This window comes from Phytohabitans houttuyneae (assembly GCF_011764425.1).
In the GTDB taxonomy this organism is placed as follows: Bacteria; Actinomycetota; Actinomycetes; order Mycobacteriales; family Micromonosporaceae; genus Phytohabitans; species Phytohabitans houttuyneae.
In genome coordinates, this window is record NZ_BLPF01000002.1 from 1709135 (window position 1) to 1725506 (window position 16372).

Annotated in this window: 12 protein-coding genes and 2 pseudogenes; 8 read left to right on the forward strand and 6 right to left on the reverse strand. The window is 74.3% G+C overall.

Going from position 1 to position 16372, the window contains the following annotated elements:
- Positions 1 to 27 precede the first annotated feature (27 nt).
- Positions 28 to 1185 carry a sensor histidine kinase gene (locus tag Phou_RS30930; protein WP_173062469.1) on the forward strand — a complete coding sequence of 386 codons (1158 nt, stop codon included), beginning with the start codon at positions 28 to 30 and terminating at the stop codon, positions 1183 to 1185.
- 392 nt (positions 1186 to 1577) lie between these two features.
- Positions 1578 to 1886: pseudogene (locus Phou_RS54615) on the forward strand (histidine kinase dimerization/phosphoacceptor domain-containing protein); the annotation flags it as partial.
- Between the two features lie 409 nt (positions 1887 to 2295).
- Here the strand turns inward: Phou_RS54615 and Phou_RS30935 are convergent.
- The gene (locus tag Phou_RS30935) at positions 2296 to 2850 is read right to left on the reverse strand and encodes a GAF domain-containing protein (protein ID WP_173062472.1); all 555 of its coding nucleotides are present in this window, start codon (positions 2848 to 2850) and stop codon (positions 2296 to 2298) included.
- 95 nt (positions 2851 to 2945) lie between these two features.
- Between Phou_RS30935 and Phou_RS30940 the strand changes: the two genes are divergently transcribed.
- Complete coding sequence (locus tag Phou_RS30940) at positions 2946 to 3911, forward strand: hypothetical protein (protein WP_173062475.1); 966 nt, start codon at positions 2946 to 2948, stop codon at positions 3909 to 3911.
- Positions 3912 to 3989: 78 nt separating this feature from the next.
- Here the strand turns inward: Phou_RS30940 and Phou_RS30945 are convergent.
- Positions 3990 to 5005: pseudogene (locus Phou_RS30945) on the reverse strand (sensor histidine kinase).
- 1 nt (position 5006) lies between these two features.
- Entirely contained in the window at positions 5007 to 5696 is a 690-nt protein-coding gene (locus tag Phou_RS30950; RefSeq protein ID WP_173062478.1) for a response regulator transcription factor, read from the reverse strand.
- A gap of 168 nt (positions 5697 to 5864) precedes the next feature.
- Here Phou_RS30950 and Phou_RS30955 point away from each other — a divergent pair, with 168 nt between their 5' ends.
- From Phou_RS30955 to Phou_RS30965, 3 genes are read left to right on the forward strand one after another with little or no spacing between them, the layout of a single operon-like run.
- Positions 5865 to 10259, forward strand: coding sequence for an AAA family ATPase (locus Phou_RS30955; RefSeq protein WP_173062481.1), 4395 nt, complete (start codon positions 5865 to 5867; stop codon positions 10257 to 10259).
- Between the two features lie 4 nt (positions 10260 to 10263).
- Complete coding sequence (locus tag Phou_RS30960) at positions 10264 to 10794, forward strand: lipase family protein (RefSeq protein WP_173062484.1); 531 nt, start codon at positions 10264 to 10266, stop codon at positions 10792 to 10794.
- Positions 10707 to 11609: a lipase family protein gene (locus Phou_RS30965; RefSeq protein WP_173062487.1), complete on the forward strand. Its 903-nt coding sequence runs from the start codon at positions 10707 to 10709 to the stop codon at positions 11607 to 11609. Before Phou_RS30960 ends, Phou_RS30965 begins: the two co-directional genes overlap by 88 nt.
- A gap of 7 nt (positions 11610 to 11616) precedes the next feature.
- Here the strand turns inward: Phou_RS30965 and Phou_RS30970 are convergent, their stop codons facing one another.
- Positions 11617 to 12024: a fibronectin type III domain-containing protein gene (locus tag Phou_RS30970; RefSeq protein WP_173062490.1), complete on the reverse strand. Its 408-nt coding sequence runs from the start codon at positions 12022 to 12024 to the stop codon at positions 11617 to 11619.
- 83 nt (positions 12025 to 12107) lie between these two features.
- Between Phou_RS30970 and Phou_RS30975 the strand changes: the two genes are divergently transcribed.
- On the forward strand, positions 12108 to 13880 hold the full coding sequence (locus Phou_RS30975) for a condensation domain-containing protein (protein ID WP_173062492.1): 1773 nt from the start codon (positions 12108 to 12110) through the stop codon (positions 13878 to 13880).
- Positions 13881 to 14474: 594 nt separating this feature from the next.
- Here the strand turns inward: Phou_RS30975 and Phou_RS30980 are convergent.
- The gene (locus Phou_RS30980) at positions 14475 to 14798 is read right to left on the reverse strand and encodes a response regulator transcription factor (protein ID WP_173062494.1); all 324 of its coding nucleotides are present in this window, start codon (positions 14796 to 14798) and stop codon (positions 14475 to 14477) included.
- Positions 14799 to 15042: 244 nt separating this feature from the next.
- Here Phou_RS30980 and Phou_RS30985 point away from each other — a divergent pair, with 244 nt between their 5' ends.
- A complete protein-coding gene (locus Phou_RS30985; RefSeq protein WP_173062496.1) occupies positions 15043 to 15402 on the forward strand; it encodes a YybH family protein in 360 nt (119 codons plus the stop codon).
- Between the two features lie 9 nt (positions 15403 to 15411).
- On the opposite strand, the gene Phou_RS30990 is transcribed toward Phou_RS30985, so the two are convergent.
- A complete protein-coding gene (locus Phou_RS30990; protein ID WP_218579279.1) occupies positions 15412 to 16284 on the reverse strand; it encodes a hypothetical protein in 873 nt (290 codons plus the stop codon).
- Between the last annotated feature and the right edge of the window lie 88 nt (positions 16285 to 16372).

Genomic DNA, 16372 nt, shown 5'->3' on the forward strand with positions numbered 1-16372 from the left:
CGGGTTGCCACGCGAAGGAGTCCGGCGATGAGTGAGGTCTTCCGAGGGATCAAGGTCCGCGACTGGGTCTTCGCGGGAGTCCTCACCGCGCTGGGCGCCGTGCTGATGGTGGCCGACGTGAGCGTGTCCAGCGCCGACATCGACAAGGCCGTCGCCGACGGATCGATGGTGCACACGGTGAGCTCCCAGTCCCCGTGGATGATCCCGGTGTTCCTCGCCGCCACCGTCCCGGTGCTCTGGTGGCGGCGCAGCGTCATCGCCGTCACCTGCGTCGCCATCGCGGTCATGGCGCTGCACGACGCGCTCTTCGGCTGGGTGACGCGGTGCGGCGCCGGGCTTCCGCTCGTGTTCGCACTCGCGTTCCTCGGCGCGCTCACCTACGAGCGCGCCAAGGCGTGGCTCGCCTGCGCGCTGGCGGCCCTGCTGAGCGCGGCCGTCCTCGTGTACGACGCGACGACCGGCTGGAGCGCGCTGGGCATCGCCGTGCCGATCACGCTGATCGTCTTCGGGGTCGGCCGGGCCGCCCGCCACCGCACGATGTTGAACCAGGAGCTCAGCGTCCGCGACGCCGAGCTGCGGCGGCTGCGCGACGAGCGGGCCGCGCTCATGGTGGCCGGCGACCGGGCACGCCTGTCGCGGCAGCTCGACGGCCTGCTCCAGGACCGGCTCGAGCAGCTGACCGCCGCCGCCGAGTCCGCGGACGGCCTCACGCCGGTACAGGCGAAGGCGCTGCTGGAGTCCATCGAGTCCGGCAGCCGGCAGACACTCGACGACATGCGCGAGATCGTCGGGCTGCTGCGGGGCGGAGACGTGGCGCTCGCGCCCACGCCGACGGTCGCCCACCTCGACGCCCTGCTCTCGCGGCGCCGTGCCACGGACTCGCGGCTGACCGTCGCCGGCAACCCGAGATCGCTGCCGGCCACTGTGGAGCTGTCGGCGTACCGCATCGTCGAGCACCTCATCACCGCGCTCGCCGACCGGCCCGACTCGCCGATCGACGTCGCGGTGCGCTTCGAGGACGACGCGCTCGAGATCCGCGTGGCCGGTCCGGTGGACAGGGGCGCCGACGTCAAGGCGGCCGCCGCGCGGGCCCGCGAGCGGGCCAAGCTGCTGGGGGGCTCGGTCGACGTCAAGGTCACCCGCGGCCGGGCCGGCGCCGTCGCCCAACTGCCCCTGCTGGGCTGACCGAGATGGGGATGCGCCGGCTGGAGCAGGTGGGGATCGGGGCGGTGGTGCTCGCGGCCACCGCGCTGCCCACGGCGCTGCACGGCTGGCCGGCCACAGTCGCGGGAAACCTCTTCACCGCCGTGCTCCTGGCGGCCGGGCTCAGCCTCGTCTGGTGGCGCAGCCATCCGCGCGCGGTCACGGTGGTCGGCGGTGCGCTCTGGCTGGCGGGCGCGCTGCTCGGCGACCACGGCTGGCTTCCGGACACCGCGCTCGGGATCATGGCGTTCCTCGCCACGGTGGCCGCGCTGGGCTGGTCCGGCCGCGCCACGTGGGTGGTCGCGGCCTGCCTGATCGGGTACGTGACCGTCTTCGCGGTCGTCGTCGGCGACGAGAGCGAGGTCGCGCTGGTCATGCTCACGGTCCCCGGGTTTCTCGCCGGCACGGTCTTCCGGCTGCGCCGGGAGGCGGCCGACGAGCTGGCGCAGCGCGGGCGGGAGCTGGAGGAGGAGCGGGAGCTGTTCGCCGACCTGTCGGTGCGCCACGAGCGGGCCCGGATCGCCGCCGAGCTGCACGACATCGTCGGGCACGCGATCAGCGTCATGGTCATCCAGGCCGCGGCGGGCCAGCGGCTCGTCGACGGTGACCCGGAGCGAGCCAGGCAGGCGTTCACCGCGATCGCGGAGTCGGCGCGGCAGGGCCAGCAGGATCTGAGGCGGCTCGTCGAGCTGCTCGGCGGGACGGACGTCGCGGCGCCGGACCTGTCGCTGATCGAGGAGGTGGTCACCCGGGCCTCCCGCGGCGGGCTGGACGTGTCGTGCCGCTTCGAGGGCGACCGCGACGGCGTGGCCGCGCCGGCCGCGCACGTCGCCTTCCGGGTCGTGCAGGAGAGCCTGACCAACGCGCTGCGCCACGCTCCTGGCGCGCCGGTACGGGTGGTGGTCAGCGGCTCGGGCCGTGGCCTGACCGTGGGAGTCGAAAACGACCCGTCGGTCCAGGACCCGCCCGGACTGTCCGGCACCGGCCGAGGGCTCGTCGGGCTGCGTGAACGGGTACAGGCCCTCGGCGGCCAACTGCTCGCCGGACCCACTCCGCGCGGCGGCTGGCTGGTCGAGGCGACACTGCCGGACGTCAGCCGGTCGGCTGAGCGTGGGTCCGGATCGTCAGCAGCCGCAGCTCCATCTCGTCGGCCACGATCGCGGCCAGGTGCTCCAGGGCCCGTAGCTGGCGCGGCATGGGACGGCGCGGGCGCCGGTCCATCGCGTTGACAGTGCCGATCTTGTAGCCGTCCCACGTGCGGATCGCCGCGGCGGCGTAGAAGCGGAGCCCGAGCGGCCCGGTCACGAGCGGATGCCGGTGGGTGCGCGGGTCCTGCGCGGCATCGGTCACCACGTACACCTCGTCGCCCGGCATCGAGATCACCGTGGCGCACAGGCCCGGCTCGACGCCGATCTGCCGGACGTCCTCGATCCCCTCACAGGCGGCCAGCCAGACCCGGTCGTGCTCCACCAGCGTCACGGTCGCCATCGGGGTGTCCAGCGCGGTGGCCGCCACCAGCGCGATCCGCTGGTACTCCGCGAGGATCGGCCGGTCGAGCAGCCCGTACCGCCGCACGGCGGCGAGCCTGGCCGGATCGGCCAGACGGGCGCTGTCCAGGTAGTCGAACTCCACAATGCCGCCGTTCACTCCGGCCAGACTAGCCCCGGGCCGGCGGTGATCGGCGTGGCTGTACGGCCACATCCCGGTCGTCCACCAGTTCCGGTCTGGCCAGGGTGGACCGGGTGCGCGAGCATGGCGGCATGCCCCCAGCCGAGCAGCCCGAGCCCGCCGCGCCGGACACCCCGGGTGTGCCCCGGTGGCGGTCGGAGCTGGGGCGGTCCGTGCGGCCGGTCGCGTACACGCTCGCGCTGACCGAGCTCACCGACCCGCTGCCGAAGCCGGCACGGATCGTGGTGATCCTCGTGGCGGCGGTGGTGTTCGGCGGCTTCGACCGGCTCAACAAGGACACCAAGCTGGTCCGGATGCTGCCGAACATCCTGCTGTGCGTGGGCCTCGGCGTGATCGTGCTGGCCGTGACGACGCCACAGTCGTGGAACGGGCCGATGGCCGTCGCGGCGGTCGTGCTGATCGCCTGCGCGACGCTGCTGACGGCCGAACGGGCGGCGGCGCTGACCACGCTGGCGGCGGTCGGCCTGATCACGGCCGGCATCTACGTGATCAGCGGCACCGTGCGGGATCCGGGGACCAACCCGTGGCCGCTGGTCGTCGTGGCCGGCGGCGGCCCGATCGTCATGGGGCTGACCATGCTGGCGCTGCGCCGCGAGCTGTTCACCCGCCGGGGCGGCTTCAGCACGGCGAAGCTGAGGGAGTTCGGCCAGTCGTGGGGCCGGGCCGCCGCGCTGGGGATCATCGGCCTGGCCGGCGGGGGACAGCTGGCCGGAAACGGCCACGTACCGGCCGCCGTCCTGGTCCTGGCGGCCAGCGTGTCCTGGATAGTCGCGGCGGCGGTCTTCGGGCTGACCTCCACGGTGACCACGCGCCAGGACAACCTCGCCGGCGCGATGTTCGTCGTGTGTGGAGTGTCGGTGGCGGTGCTGGGGCTGCTGGCGTTCGACGCGCACCAGTACGCCGTCGGCCTGGTCGCCGCCACCATGGGCATCGCGGTCGCCGGCGGCGGCGTGTCGCTGCTGGAGTCGACCGGGGCACTCCGCGCGCTGCGCGACACCTACCTCGAAGACCGCGCGTAGCCAGCCGGCCGGTCGGGGTCCACGATGGACCGGGACCGGGACCGGCACGCCCGGGCCGACGGTCACGTTTGACAGCGGCTACGGCACGGCGGGGAGGTGGACCACGAAGCGGCAGCCGTTGGGGATGTTGTGCGCGTCGACCCGGCCGCCGTGCGCCTCGACCAGCCCTCGCACGATCGCCAGCCCGAGCCCGCCGACCGCGCCGTCGGCGCCGCCCGGGGTGCGGGCCCGCTCGCCCCGGAACGCGACGTCGAAGACCCGGGGCAGGTCGGCCTCGGGAATGCCGCCGCAGGTGTCGGCGACGGCGAGCCACGCACCGTCGCGGTCGTTGCCGCCGCTGACCCAGACCGTGCCGTCCTCCGGGGTGTACCGCACGGCGTTGAGCAGCAGGTTGGCCACGACGCGGGTCAGCTCCGGCTCGCTGGCCCGTACCGCGGGCCAGGTGGACTCCGCCGCCACCACCCGGATCCGGCGGGTGTCGGCGATCGGCGCGGTGGCCGCGACAGCGTCGGAGACCACGTCGCCGAGCGGCACGGTGGACGGCGAGAGCCGCAGGGCGCCGGCGTTGATCCGGGACAGCTCGAACAGGTCGTCGACGAGCCGGGCCATCCGGTCGGACTCCACCCGGATTCGCCGGTGGTACTCGGCCACCGTGGCCGGGTCGTGCACCACCTTGTCCTCCAGCGCCTCGGCCATCGCGCGCAGCCCGGTGAGCGGGGTGCGCAGGTCGTGCGAGACCCACGCGACGAGGTCACGGCGGCCCTTCTCCAACGTCCGCTCACGCTCGCGGGCCTGCGCGGCCCACACCGCGGCGGCGGCGAGCCGGCGGCCGAACAGCCAGCCCACCGCGAGGCTGACCGCGGTACCGGCGGCGACGGTCACCAGCACCACCCGCAGGTCGTGGGGGACAGGAACATGGCCCGCGCGATGACCACGACGCCGGCGGTCACGCTGCCCACGGTCACCGCGATCAGCACCCAGATGTGCGCCATGATCGAGCGGCCGCCCAGGAGCCGGAGCGCGGCCGCGCCGAGACCGCCGACCGCGAGCGCGCCGGCCAGCGCCGCACCGAAGATCAACAACAGGTCGCGCATGTCAGCCCCCCGGCTCGTACCGGTAGCCGACACCCCAGACCGTGACGATCCGCCGCGGCGCCGCCGGATCGTCCTCGACCTTCTCCCGCAGCCGCCGGACGTGGACGGTCACCGTGGACTGGTCGCCGAAGGTCCAGCCCCACACCCGTTCCAGCAGGTCGGCCCGGCGGAACGCCTTTCCCGGGTGGCGCATCAGGTAGGCCAGCAGGTCGAACTCGCGCACCGTCAAGGTGAGCTCGGCGCCGCGCAGGCACGCGACGCGGCGTACCTCGTCGACCACCAGCTCGCCGTCCGACAGCGGCCCGTCCGGTGCGGTGGCGACGGCACCGGCCCGGCGCAGCACCGACTGGACCCGCAGCACGAGCTCGCGCGGGGAGAACGGCTTCGTGACGTAGTCGTCGGCGCCGAGCTGCAGGCCGAGCACCCGGTCGGCCTCCTCGCCCAGCGCGGTGAGCATCACGATCGGTACGCCGTCCGGGCGGGTGCGCAGCCGGCGGCACACTTCGAGCCCGTCGATGCCCGGCAGCATCAGGTCGAGCACCACGAGGTCGGGTGCCTCACGGGCGACGGCGGCCAGCGCGGCCGGCCCGTCCGCGGCAAGGCTGACCTCGTAGCCGGCCCGCCGCAGGTACCGGCACACGACGTCGCTGACCGTGGCGTCGTCGTCGACCACCAGTACCCGCTGTGCCATCGCTCTCAGGCTAGTCCGCCACCGGCCGGACGATATTTCGAAAGCCTTACGGCGGGCGCGCAAGTGATCGTCGGAAAGGCGACATCGGCGGGGCCTGGGGTGACCGGCCGGCGTCGCCATACTGTGAGCGAACATCAGCTCGGGCTGCGTCGGAGGTGGCAGGGCGGCATGGCGGCCGGCGAGGAAGCCTGGGGACAGGTCGGGGTGGTGCTGCTCACCGAGTACGACCACCTGACCCGGCTCGACCGCCTGGAGTCCGAGGTGGGCACGGCGCTGGCGGTGCTCGCCGAGATGGGCTTCGACGTGGCCGACCGCGAGGTGCTCACCGGCGACGGCAAGGCCTTCTCGGTGCTGGCGGCCGTCGGCCAGTGGCGGCCCGCCGTGCGGCGGCTGATCGTGTACTGGGCCGGGCACGGCAAGGCGGTCGGCACGGACCTGTTCCTGTGCAGCCGGGAGACGCCCACCGCGCGGCAGCCGGAGAGCCACGACTCGATACCGGCCGGCAGCCTCGGCGACCTGCTGGCCGGCAAGGACGCGCAGGAGATCGTGCTGATCGTCGACGCCTGCGGTGCGGGCGGCGGCGCGGCGGAGATCGTGGCGAAGTTCCGCGCCAAGAGCGAGAGCCGGGGTTACGCCGGCGGCTTCAAGCCCGGCCTGACGGTGATCTCGTCGGCCGGCCGGCGCCAGTTCGCGCAGGAGGGTGCGTTCAGCCGGGCGCTGGTGCACGTGCTGCGCGAAGGGCCGCCCGCCGACCCGTCGTACCTGCCGTGGACCGAGCGGGACCAGTACCTGACGCCCGCGGAGGTCTTCCAGGCCGTCCGGGTGCGGCTGAAGCTGGACACCGGAGCCAACCGGACCCAGGTACCCGACCACGACGCGACCGGCGGCGTGGGCCGTTTCTTCCCCAACCCGCGGCACGTGACGCTGGTGCCGGACATCGGCGTGGCGGAGAAGCAGCGCCGCGGCGCGCTGCTGCCCAGCGCGGTGGCCGAGCACTTCATGCTCAAGTTCCGCGGCATCGACACGGTGGACGACCAGGGGTGGTTCTTCACCGGCCGGGAGCGGCTGCTGCGCCAGCTCGTCGGGTGGCTCGCCGGCGAGCGCGCCGGCATGGTGGTGGTCACCGGCCCGCCCGGCTGCGGAAAGTCGGCCCTGCTGGGACGGCTCGCCGTGCTGTCCGTGCGGGAGTACCGCGAGCAGGTCGAGCGCGCCGGCGGCCTGCGCGACGTACCGGCCGCGACCGTGCCGCCGCCCGGCTCCCTCGACGCCGGCGTGCACGCGAAAAACCTGACGCTGGCCGAGTGCGTGGCCGAGCTGGCCGAGGCCCTCCAGCTGCCGGCGCCGGCGGCCGGGTGGCGCAGTGCCGCCGACTTCGTCCGCCAGGTGGCAAGCCTCCGACGGCCGGTGACGCTGCTCGTCGACGCGCTCGACGAGGCGCAGCCCGCCGACGTCACCACGATCGCGACCGACCTGCTGCGGCCGCTGGCCGAGCTGCCCTCGGTGAAGGTGCTGGTCGGCACGCGGCCGGACCGTGCCGCCCGCGAGGACGGCGGCGGTGCCACACCCGGGCCGCTGCTGCAGGCTCTCGGGGTCGGCCCGCGGGACGTCGTGTGGCTCAACCGGGAGCAGGACGCCGGCCGCGACATCGAGGAGTACGTGCGCCGCCGCCTGGCCGGGACACCGGGCTCGCCGTACACCCGGGAGCCGGCACTGGCCGCCGCGGCCGCCCGCGAGATCGCCGGGCGCAGCGACCGGGTGTTCCTCGTCGCCCGGCTGCTGGTCCGGGAGCTCGCCCAGCGGGACGAGCCGGTCGACCTGCGCACCGCCCGGCCCGGCGACTGGGGCCTTGTCGAAGGTGGACTGAGCGCCGCGTTCGCCGCCGACCTCGCCCGCTACGGCCGGGACGAGCAGCGGCTGCGGGACCTGCTGCTGCCGCTGGCCTTCGCCGAGGGAGCCGGCCTGCCCAGCCGCGACGTGTGGCTGGCACTGGCCGGCGCGCTGCGGCAGGAGGCGGCGCCGCCCCTGGACGAGGCCGACCTGAGCTGGGTGGTCGCCGCCGCCGGCGCGTACCTGATCGAGTCCGGTGAGGACGGTCAGACCGTGTACCGCCTGTACCACCAGGCGTTCGCCGACTACTTCCGGCGCACCGGGCCGCCCGCGCAGCAGGCGCACGACCGCATCACCGACGGCCTGCTGCGCCAGGTGCCCCGGGACGCGAGCCGGTACTGGAACGTCGCCAACCCGTACACCCTGCGCCACCTGGCCACCCACGCGGCCGAGGCGCGGCGCCTGCGCGAGCTTGTCGAAGACTCGCGCTACCTGCTGTACGCCGAGCCGCAGCGGCTGCAGCGCGCGCTGCTGGCGGCCAACCTCAACCTCGACCCGCTCGTGCGGATGTACCTGCGCTGCGTCGACGGCCTGGCCGGCGCGGACCCGAGCCGGCGCGCGGCGATCTTCCAAGGTGTTGCCCTGCGGGACGAGCCGGAGGCGCTGCCGCTGCTGCACACCGAGCCGGAGCTGGCCTGGCGCGGGGTGTGGAGCGCCGGCCAGCGGGCCGCCTTCCACCGCCGGCTGCCCAGCCACGCCAGCCCGGTGACCTCGGTGGCGTTCGGCCAGGCCGGCCGGACGATGCTGCTGGCGACCGGCACCGGCGACGGGGTGGTGCGGCTGTGGAACCCGGCCACCGGCGAGCAGTGGGCGCGGTTCTCCGCACACCGGGGCACGATCTTCGCCCTCGCCTTCGACCGCAGCGGGCTGCGCCGGATGCTGGCCACCGGCGCCCAGGACGGGCACGTCGACCTGTGGGACCCCGCCGACGGCCGGCTGATCCGCTCGCTGTACACCGGCGACGGCCCGGTCTACGCGGTCGCCATCGCCGAGACGGCGCAGGGCGCGCTGCTCGCCGCGGCCGGCGAGGACGGTACGATCCGCCTCTGGGACCCGGACACCGGCCAGAGCGCGGGCGAGCTGCGCGGCCACCACGTGCCGGTGCGGACGCTGGCCTTCGGCGTCGACGGCACCCGGCAGATCATGGTCAGCGGCGGCGACGACGGCCGCGCCCGGATCTGGGACCTGCGACAGTGGCGGCAGCTGCGCGAGTTCCGCGGCATGGGCTGGATCTACGCGGCCGCGCTGGACCACCTCGACGACCGCGACGTGCTCGCCACCGCCAGCGCGTTCGGCACGGTCCGGCTGTGGGACGTGGCCACCGGCGAGCACCGCACGAGCTTCACCGGGCACACCGGCTCGGTGAACACGCTGGCGTTCGGCACCGTGCACGGCCGTACGCTGCTCGCGACCGGCGGGGACGACGGCGCCATCCGGCTGTGGGACCCGCGCGACGGCACCGCCGTGCAGACGCTGACCCGGACCGCGCCGCTGCACGTCACGGACCTCAGCGCCGAGTCCGAAAAGCTTGTACCGGCGATCGGTTCCGGTGTCTCGCGGGCGGCCGACCCCGACCCGGGCCCGGAGGCGGTGGTGTCGGGCTACGGGCGTGCCGGGTCCGTGACATCCCTGGCCTGGGGCACGGTCGCCGGCGCCTCGGTCCTGGCCAGCGGCGACGGGGACTGGCTGGCCCGGCTCTGGGACGCCACCATGGGCGGCATCGCCGAACCCAACCGGGAGGTGGGCCTGGTCAAGGCCCTGGCCGCCGGCACGGTGCACGGGTACCCGCTGATCGCCGTGGCGGCCAGCGACGGCATGGTGCGTCTGCGCGACGCCCGGTCCGGCCGCCAGCTGCGGGTGCTGGACGGGCACGGCCGGGTCGTCAACACGGTCGCGATGGGCACCGTCAACGGTCACCGCCCGATCGTCGCCAGCGGCGGTGAGGGCGGCGTCGTGGTGCTCTGGGACGCGGTCACCGGCGATCAACTGCACCGGCTCGACCTGCGGGGGCCGGCCGCGCGCGCGGCGGACGCCGAGGGTGTCCTGGTCGGCGACGTGGGCGGCGAGTCCGCGGTGTTCACCGCGGCCGGCTACGGCGGGGTGTCCGTGTGGGACCCGGGTAGCGGCCGGCTGGTGCGGAGCCTGGAGGGTGCCGGCTCCCGCGGGCCGCTCGCGCTCGGCTCGGTCGACGGCCGGCAGGTGCTCGTCGGTGCCGCCGCGCAGGGGGCGGTGGTCGTCACCGACCTGAAGACGTTCCGCTCGTCCACTTTGGAGGGACACGCCGAGGCGGTCAACGGCGTCGCCTTCGCCCACCTCGACGGCCGGCCGGTCGTGGCCAGCGCCGGCGACGACCAGACGGTCCGGCTGTGGGACCTGGCCAGAAACCAGGAGACGGCGGTACTGAAGGGACACGCCGGTGCGGTGACGGGCGTGGCGCTCGGCGTCGTCTGCGGCCGTCCGGTCGTCGTGTCCGGCGGCACCGACCGTACCGTCCGGTTGTGGGACGCCCGCGACGGCCAGGCCCTGGGCCTGATGGCCGACCACGCCGGACCGGTGACCGCGGTGTTCCTCGCCGAGGTGGACGGCCGGCCGCTGCTGGCCACCGGCGGGGACGACGGGCTGCACATGAGCGAGTTCACCAGGATCGAGCCGGTCCGCGACGCCGGAGGGGCGTGAGCCGATGCGCGACCTGGTCGTCGTCATACCGGGCATCACCGGGTCCGTCCTGCGCCGCGACGGCCGCGACCTGTGGGACCTGTCGCTGTCCGCGGTGGGCCGCGGGCTTGCCGCGTTCACCCGGACGGTCGGCGCGCTGCGGCTGCCCGACGACGTCGGCGGCGGACCGGCGCCCACGCACGCGGCGATGGAGGTCGGCGGGCTGATCCGAGGCTGGCACCTGTGGCCCGCCATCGCCGGTGGACCGGGCTACCGCGACCTGCTCGCCCGGCTCGACGCGCTCGCCGCCGGCGCCGTGCGCGCCTTCGGGTACGACTGGCGCCTGTCCAACCGGCACACCGCGCGGCTGCTCGCGACCCGGGTGGAGCAGTGGCTGCACGAGTGGCGGCGCGACACCGCACAGCCCGAAGCCAAGGTCGTGTTCGTCTGCCACTCGATGGGGGCCTCGTGGCCCGCTACTACATCGAGGTGCTCGGCGGCCGGGAGCACACGCGCCGGCTCATCACGCTCGGCACGCCGTACCGCGGCTCGGTGAACGCGATCCGCGCGTTGACCGGCGACGCGTTCGGTGCGCTGCGCCGCCCGTTCGGCTGGGACGGCGCGGTGACCGAGGCGGCCCGGTCCTTTCCGGCCCTCCACGAGCTGCTGCCGACGTACCGCTGCGTGGCCGGCGACGGCGAGCCGCGGACCCTCGGTGACGCGGGGCTGGCCGACCTGACCACCGCGATGGTGACCGCCGGCGCGGCCTTCCACGCCGAGATCGCCGACGCCGTGGCGCGCAACGGCACTCCGCCCTACCCGGTGCACGCCTTCGTCGGCAAGCGGCAGGCGACCTGGCAGAGCGTGGCGGCCGGTGGCGGGCCGCGGCGGTACGCCCGCAGCCAGCGCGGCCGCGACCACCGCGGTGACGGGACGGTGCCGCTCTTCAGCGCCGTCCCTCCAGAGTGGACCACCACCGAGGGGGCCATCGCCCACGCCGTGCGGCACGGCGGCATCTGCGCCGCCGAGGACGTCCTCGACCTCGTCCTGGACAAGATCGAGCCGCTCGACCTCGGCGGCGTGCTGGCCCCGCCGTGCGAGCTGGGGCTCGACCTGCCGGACATCCTCGCGGCCGGCGACCCGATACCGGTACGGGTCGACGCCGACCGTGAGGACCTGCTGCTCGAGGCCCGGCTGGAGGACCCGGTGACCGGTGAGGTGCTCGCGCAGGCCGAGCTGCTTCCCGACGGCGCCGGCGGCTACCGCACGTCGTTCGAGTCGCGGCCCGGCTCGTGGCGGGTCACGGTCGAGGCCGTGGCCGAACACCCACCGGTCAGCGTGGCCGAGCTGCTCACCGTCGGCGGACCGTGAGATGACCTCAGCTGAGCGGCGTGGTGAACGTGACCGGCGGCGACAGGTCGCTGACCGTGTAGCCGGAGAACGCCAGCGGCGCGGCGTAGACCGCGAACGTGTAGGTACCGCCGGGCACCAGCCCGCCGACGACGAACGTGGTGCTCGGCATCGACGCGTAGCCCTGCCATTCGCCGTTGACGAGCTGCTTCATCGAGTAGCGGAAGACCGGTCCGGCCGGGCGGGTCCAGGTGAGCCGGGCGCTGGTCGGTGTCAGCTCGGAGACGGCCGGCTGTCCGGGCGCCGGCAGCGGGGTCAGCGCGGCGGCGGCCGCGGCCGGTGGCGGTGCGGCGACGGCCGCACCGGCGGGTGCGACAAGGCCACCGGTGACGGCGAAGGCCGCCGCGAGAACGAGCGTCAGGCTGGCACGGACCATGTAATCCTCCATAAATATAGATGCTCGTAAAAGTATAAGCTGGTGTCGTAGCCTGCGGGCTCGGTCGAGGACGGTGCGCTGTGGTGATCCAGATCGATGACGCGGGCACGGTAAGCCTGACGCCGCTACCGGCGGTACCGGTCGCGTTCGCGGGCGGGTCCGACGCGGAAGGGCCGTACACGCTCGGCCAGCTCAACATCAAGGTGTGGCTGGACCAGTCACCGGACCACTGCTACTCCACTCTCAAGTGGAGGTTCGACGTGCCCGAGGGCACCACCCTGGCCGAGGTGGCCGCCGCCGCCGGAGCACTGGTCACGCGGCACGAAGGGCTCCGCACGCGCTTCCTCGGCGGCGACGTGCCTACCCAGCGGGTCACCGGCTCCGGCGAGCTGCCGATCGAGGTCTGGTCGCTGGACGAGCGGCAGACCGGGCCGGTCGACCAGACGGCGCTGGACTATGCGCTGCTCGCCCGGCTCGCCGCCGGCATCGGTCCGGACGCGCCGCTTCCGCTGCGGGTCGCGGTCGCCGTCCAGGGCGAGCTGGTACGCGCGGCGGTCATGGTCTTCTCCCACCTCGCCGTCGACTTCCAGGCGATGACGCTGCTGGGCCGGGAGTTCACCGCGCTGCTGCGCGAGCCGGGACACCAGCCGGCCGAGGTCCACCAGCCCCTCGCCCAGGCCGAGGCGGAGGCCGACCCGCGCGCCCGGCGCCGCGCCGAGGCCGCGATCCGGCACTGGGAGCGGCACCTGCGGCAGGTGCCACAGTGCCTGTACGCCCGGCCGCGCACCGGACCCGCGGCGGGCGGCGGGATCGCACAGCTGACATCGCCGGCCGGGGCCGCCGCCCTTCGCCACATCGCCGCCCGTACCCGCGCGAGCCGGCCGACGATCGTCTTCGCCGCGCTGTGCGCGGTGCTCGCCCGGCGCACCGGCTACCGCGAATGCCGCTTCCCGATCCTGTCCGGAAACCGGTTCGAGTCGAGGCTCGAGCGGTACATCGGCACGCTGGCACAGTCGGTGCTGGTCCGCCTCGACACCACTGACGCGGGCTTCGACGAGCTGGTGCGGCGGGCGTTCGGCGCGATGCTGAGCGCCAGCCGCAACGGTGCCTGGGACGCCGGCGTCGCGATCCGGCTGCACCGGCGGGTGGCCGCGGAGCGGGGCCTGCGCCTGCGGTTCGAGCCGCTGTTCAATAACCTCGTCGTCGACTCGTCCGCGCCCGAGGCGCCGCCCGAGCCGGTCGAGGCGCTGGCCGCCGCCGCGTCCGGCAGCCAGATCGTCTGGTCGCCGGCGCCGCCCACCTCGACGCTGCTCCGGTTCGACCTGTGGCAGGTCGACGGCGCGCTGCTGTTCAGCTGCTGGAGCTCCGACACCGGCCGGGCGGACCGGAACGAGGCGGAGTCACTCCTCCTCGCGGTCGAGCGGCTGCTGCTCGCGGCGGCCGGCGCCGACCTCGACGCGGCGGCCGTCGGCCCGGCCACCGGCCTGGAGCCGATCGCCCGCGGGCCGGGCTGGCTGTTTGTCGACTCCTGCTGGGTCGAGCTGGACGAGGTGCGGCGCCTGCTCGACGACGCGCTGGGCGCGGGCGTGGCCCAGGTCTTCGCCGAGCCGGCCGGACCCGACACCACGCTGGTGGCCTACGTGGACGGTTCGCGCGGCGAGCCGGCAAGCCCCGAACAGCTCCACGCGCGCTGCCTGGCCGCCCTGTCCGACCGCCTGACCGCGATGACACCCCAGCGGTACGTGATCTGCGACGGCACGCCCCCGGACCCGACCGACCCGGCCGGCTGGCGCCTGCTCCCGGTGCTAGCCGAAGGCACCGGCCGTCAGGGCCTAGACCTCTCGCGGTCAGGTTGAGCCCTATTTGGAGCCTCAATCCGAACGGGATGTGAGCTGCCGCGACGTGCGTCGTGCTCCGGACCGTTGCTCCCGCGGCCTCGCCCTGCGCGGGCGCCAGGCTCAACCCCAAGGGCCTGCTCCTGATCGACAGTCACGGACTGACGCGGCGCCGTCGGGGAGTGCTTTACTGCCGTCAGTGACCATCCGTTGGACGCATGCGGCGACGCAGCCGAGATCTTGGCCTCACCCTCCGCGGTCGGCCAGCTCAGCCCCGGAGCCCGCTCCGGCAGATCTTGGCAAGTTAGCGTCGAAATGGCGGGCTTACTCACCAAGATCTCGAAGCTCACGCCGACCCAACTGATCGGCAGTCACCGACCGCGACGGCGGCGCCGAACCGCGGGCGGACTCGTGCACTCCCGCCTCGAAGGAGCTGCAGAAGCACGGGGTAGGAAAAGAATCTGCGGGAGCGGGGTGAGCTGGGCGACCGCGGAGGGTGAGGCCGCGGGAGCAACGGTCCGGACCACCGCGGGCGTCGCGGCAGCTCACATCTCGTTTTGGGGTTGGATTTGCTGAAGGCCGCGGAGATCCCCACCCACCACGACACAAAGGTCGCTAGATCGGGCGTAGCGCCGCGGTCAGCGCGGGGCGGCTGCGCACGCCGGTCTTGGCGAAGACCGTCTTGACATGGTCGCGGACGGTGTGTGGCGACAGGTACAGCCTGGCCGCTATGTCCTGAGTGGATAGTCCCGCGAGGAGCAGTGCCGCGATCTGCCGCTCGCGCGCCGACAGCCCGTACGCGTCCAGCGCGAGCGCGGCGACCGCCTCCGGACGGCTGCGCTCGATGGAGACGGCGATGCGGGCCGAAGAGGTTGGCGTCGCCGCGGCCGTACTCCAGCTCGAAGAGCCGGCCGAGCAGCGCGGGCGCGAGCTGGGCACCGTGCACGCCGGTCGCCTTCGTCAGCGTCGCGGGGTCGAGACTGAAGCCGCACCAGCCCTCCACCGGGACCGCCCGCCCGATCGCCGCCGCGGACTGCCGCAGCAGCCAGGTGAGGTCGGGCGCCGTCCGCGCGACCCGCAGGACGCGGTCGCGCGCCTGCGCCTTGATCGCCCGCACGGCGCCCACGGTATCCCCACGGCGCGGGATGTCGCGGGCCGCGACGCCCGGCCTACGGTCCACGCCATGTCGAACGCACAACGCCCCGAGGACCTGCACCAGCTCTTCGTCGACGGCGTCAACCGCAAGGATGTGGACGCGCTGCTCGCGCTCTACGAGCCCGACTCGGTGACCATCGGCCTGGACGGCACCCGGCACGCCGACCATGCGTCGCTGGGCGCGATGCTGTCGGGGCTGCTCGCCGCCGTGGACCGCATCGAGGGGGAGACGCGCAAGGTGGTCGTGCACGGCGACCACGCCTTGATGTCGGCGAGCTTCCGCGCGGTGGGTGGTGAGCTGGCCGGTGTCAGCGGCGAGGTGGCACACCGGCAGCCCGACGGCACCTGGCGCTTTCTCATCGACGACCCCACCTTCGGTGCGGCCTGAGCACGGGCCTCACGCGCCGGAGGCGACAGGTGGCGGCAGCGGGTCCGTGTACGGCGCCAGCGCCGCCGCGGTGAGGCCGCTGGCCAGGTAGCCGCCGAAGGTGTGGAAGTCGCCCGCGCCGATGTACGCCTCGGCGTGCTGGTCGACGGGAAACTTGTCGCCCAGGCGGGCGGGGACGGCGACGAGGTCGCCGGGGTCGGCGAGGTTGACCCACCGCCGCACGCCCGCCGGGCGGTGTGCCCTGCCGCCGCTCGGCTCCGGCATCAGGCCGTCGAACACCGCGCCGGGCAGGCCGAGCGGCGAGCCGAGGGTGACCAGCAGGTCGACGTCGAGGTCGGGGTTGGCGCAGAGCGCCTCGTACGCCACGACCGAGCCGAGCGAGTGCGCGGCCACGACCCGCGCGCCGCTCGTGCGCAGCGCCTCGACGACGACCGCCTGGCAGCGCTCGCGGACGGCGGGCCGGGTCATGTACACGTACACCTCGCGGAGCAGTGCCACCATGATGCGGCCGAGCACCTCCGCGCCCGTGCCGCGGCGCCTGGCCAGCCAGTCCAGGCCCTGCCGCAGCGGGCGGGTGAGCGGGCCCTGCGCCACCGGTTCCGGCACCCCCAGCTCACGCAGCCACGCCCAGGCCCACTCCTTCTCGGCCGGCGTGAGGCGGTCGACGTCCGATGTGGACCCTTGAGCCATGTCGTCGACGAGGTGCGCGTAGTAGGCCGCGACGATCCGTGGCGGTGCGCCGGTGAGCCCCGCGTCGCGGTAGCCGGCGGCGAGCTTGCCGCTCCACCGCTCCGCCAGCACGGTGGCCGCCTCGTCGGGGAGCATCCCGCCCTGCTGGTTTCCGATGCCGTGCACGGCCACGATCGCCGTCTCAACGCTCACCAGGCCACGCTATCGGACCCCGCATCGGGCGCTGTCACAATCACGACAGGTGATCCGGCGAGTGTTTCCGCTCCCATCCGCGCCTTAT

Bases quoted from the DNA above. Each gene is read 5' to 3' on its own strand.
- Phou_RS30930 (WP_173062469.1), top strand. From the start codon at position 28: ATGAGTGAGGTCTTCCGAGGGATCAAGGTCCGCGACTGGGTCTTCGCG.
- Phou_RS30950 (WP_173062478.1), bottom strand. From the start codon at position 5,696: ATGGCACAGCGGGTACTGGTGGTCGACGACGACGCCACGGTCAGCGAC.
- Phou_RS30955 (WP_173062481.1), top strand. From the start codon at position 5,865: ATGGCGGCCGGCGAGGAAGCCTGGGGACAGGTCGGGGTGGTGCTGCTC.
- Phou_RS30960 (WP_173062484.1), top strand. From the start codon at position 10,264: ATGCGCGACCTGGTCGTCGTCATACCGGGCATCACCGGGTCCGTCCTG.
- Phou_RS30970 (WP_173062490.1), bottom strand. From the start codon at position 12,024: ATGGTCCGTGCCAGCCTGACGCTCGTTCTCGCGGCGGCCTTCGCCGTC.
- Phou_RS30985 (WP_173062496.1), top strand. From the start codon at position 15,043: ATGTCGAACGCACAACGCCCCGAGGACCTGCACCAGCTCTTCGTCGAC.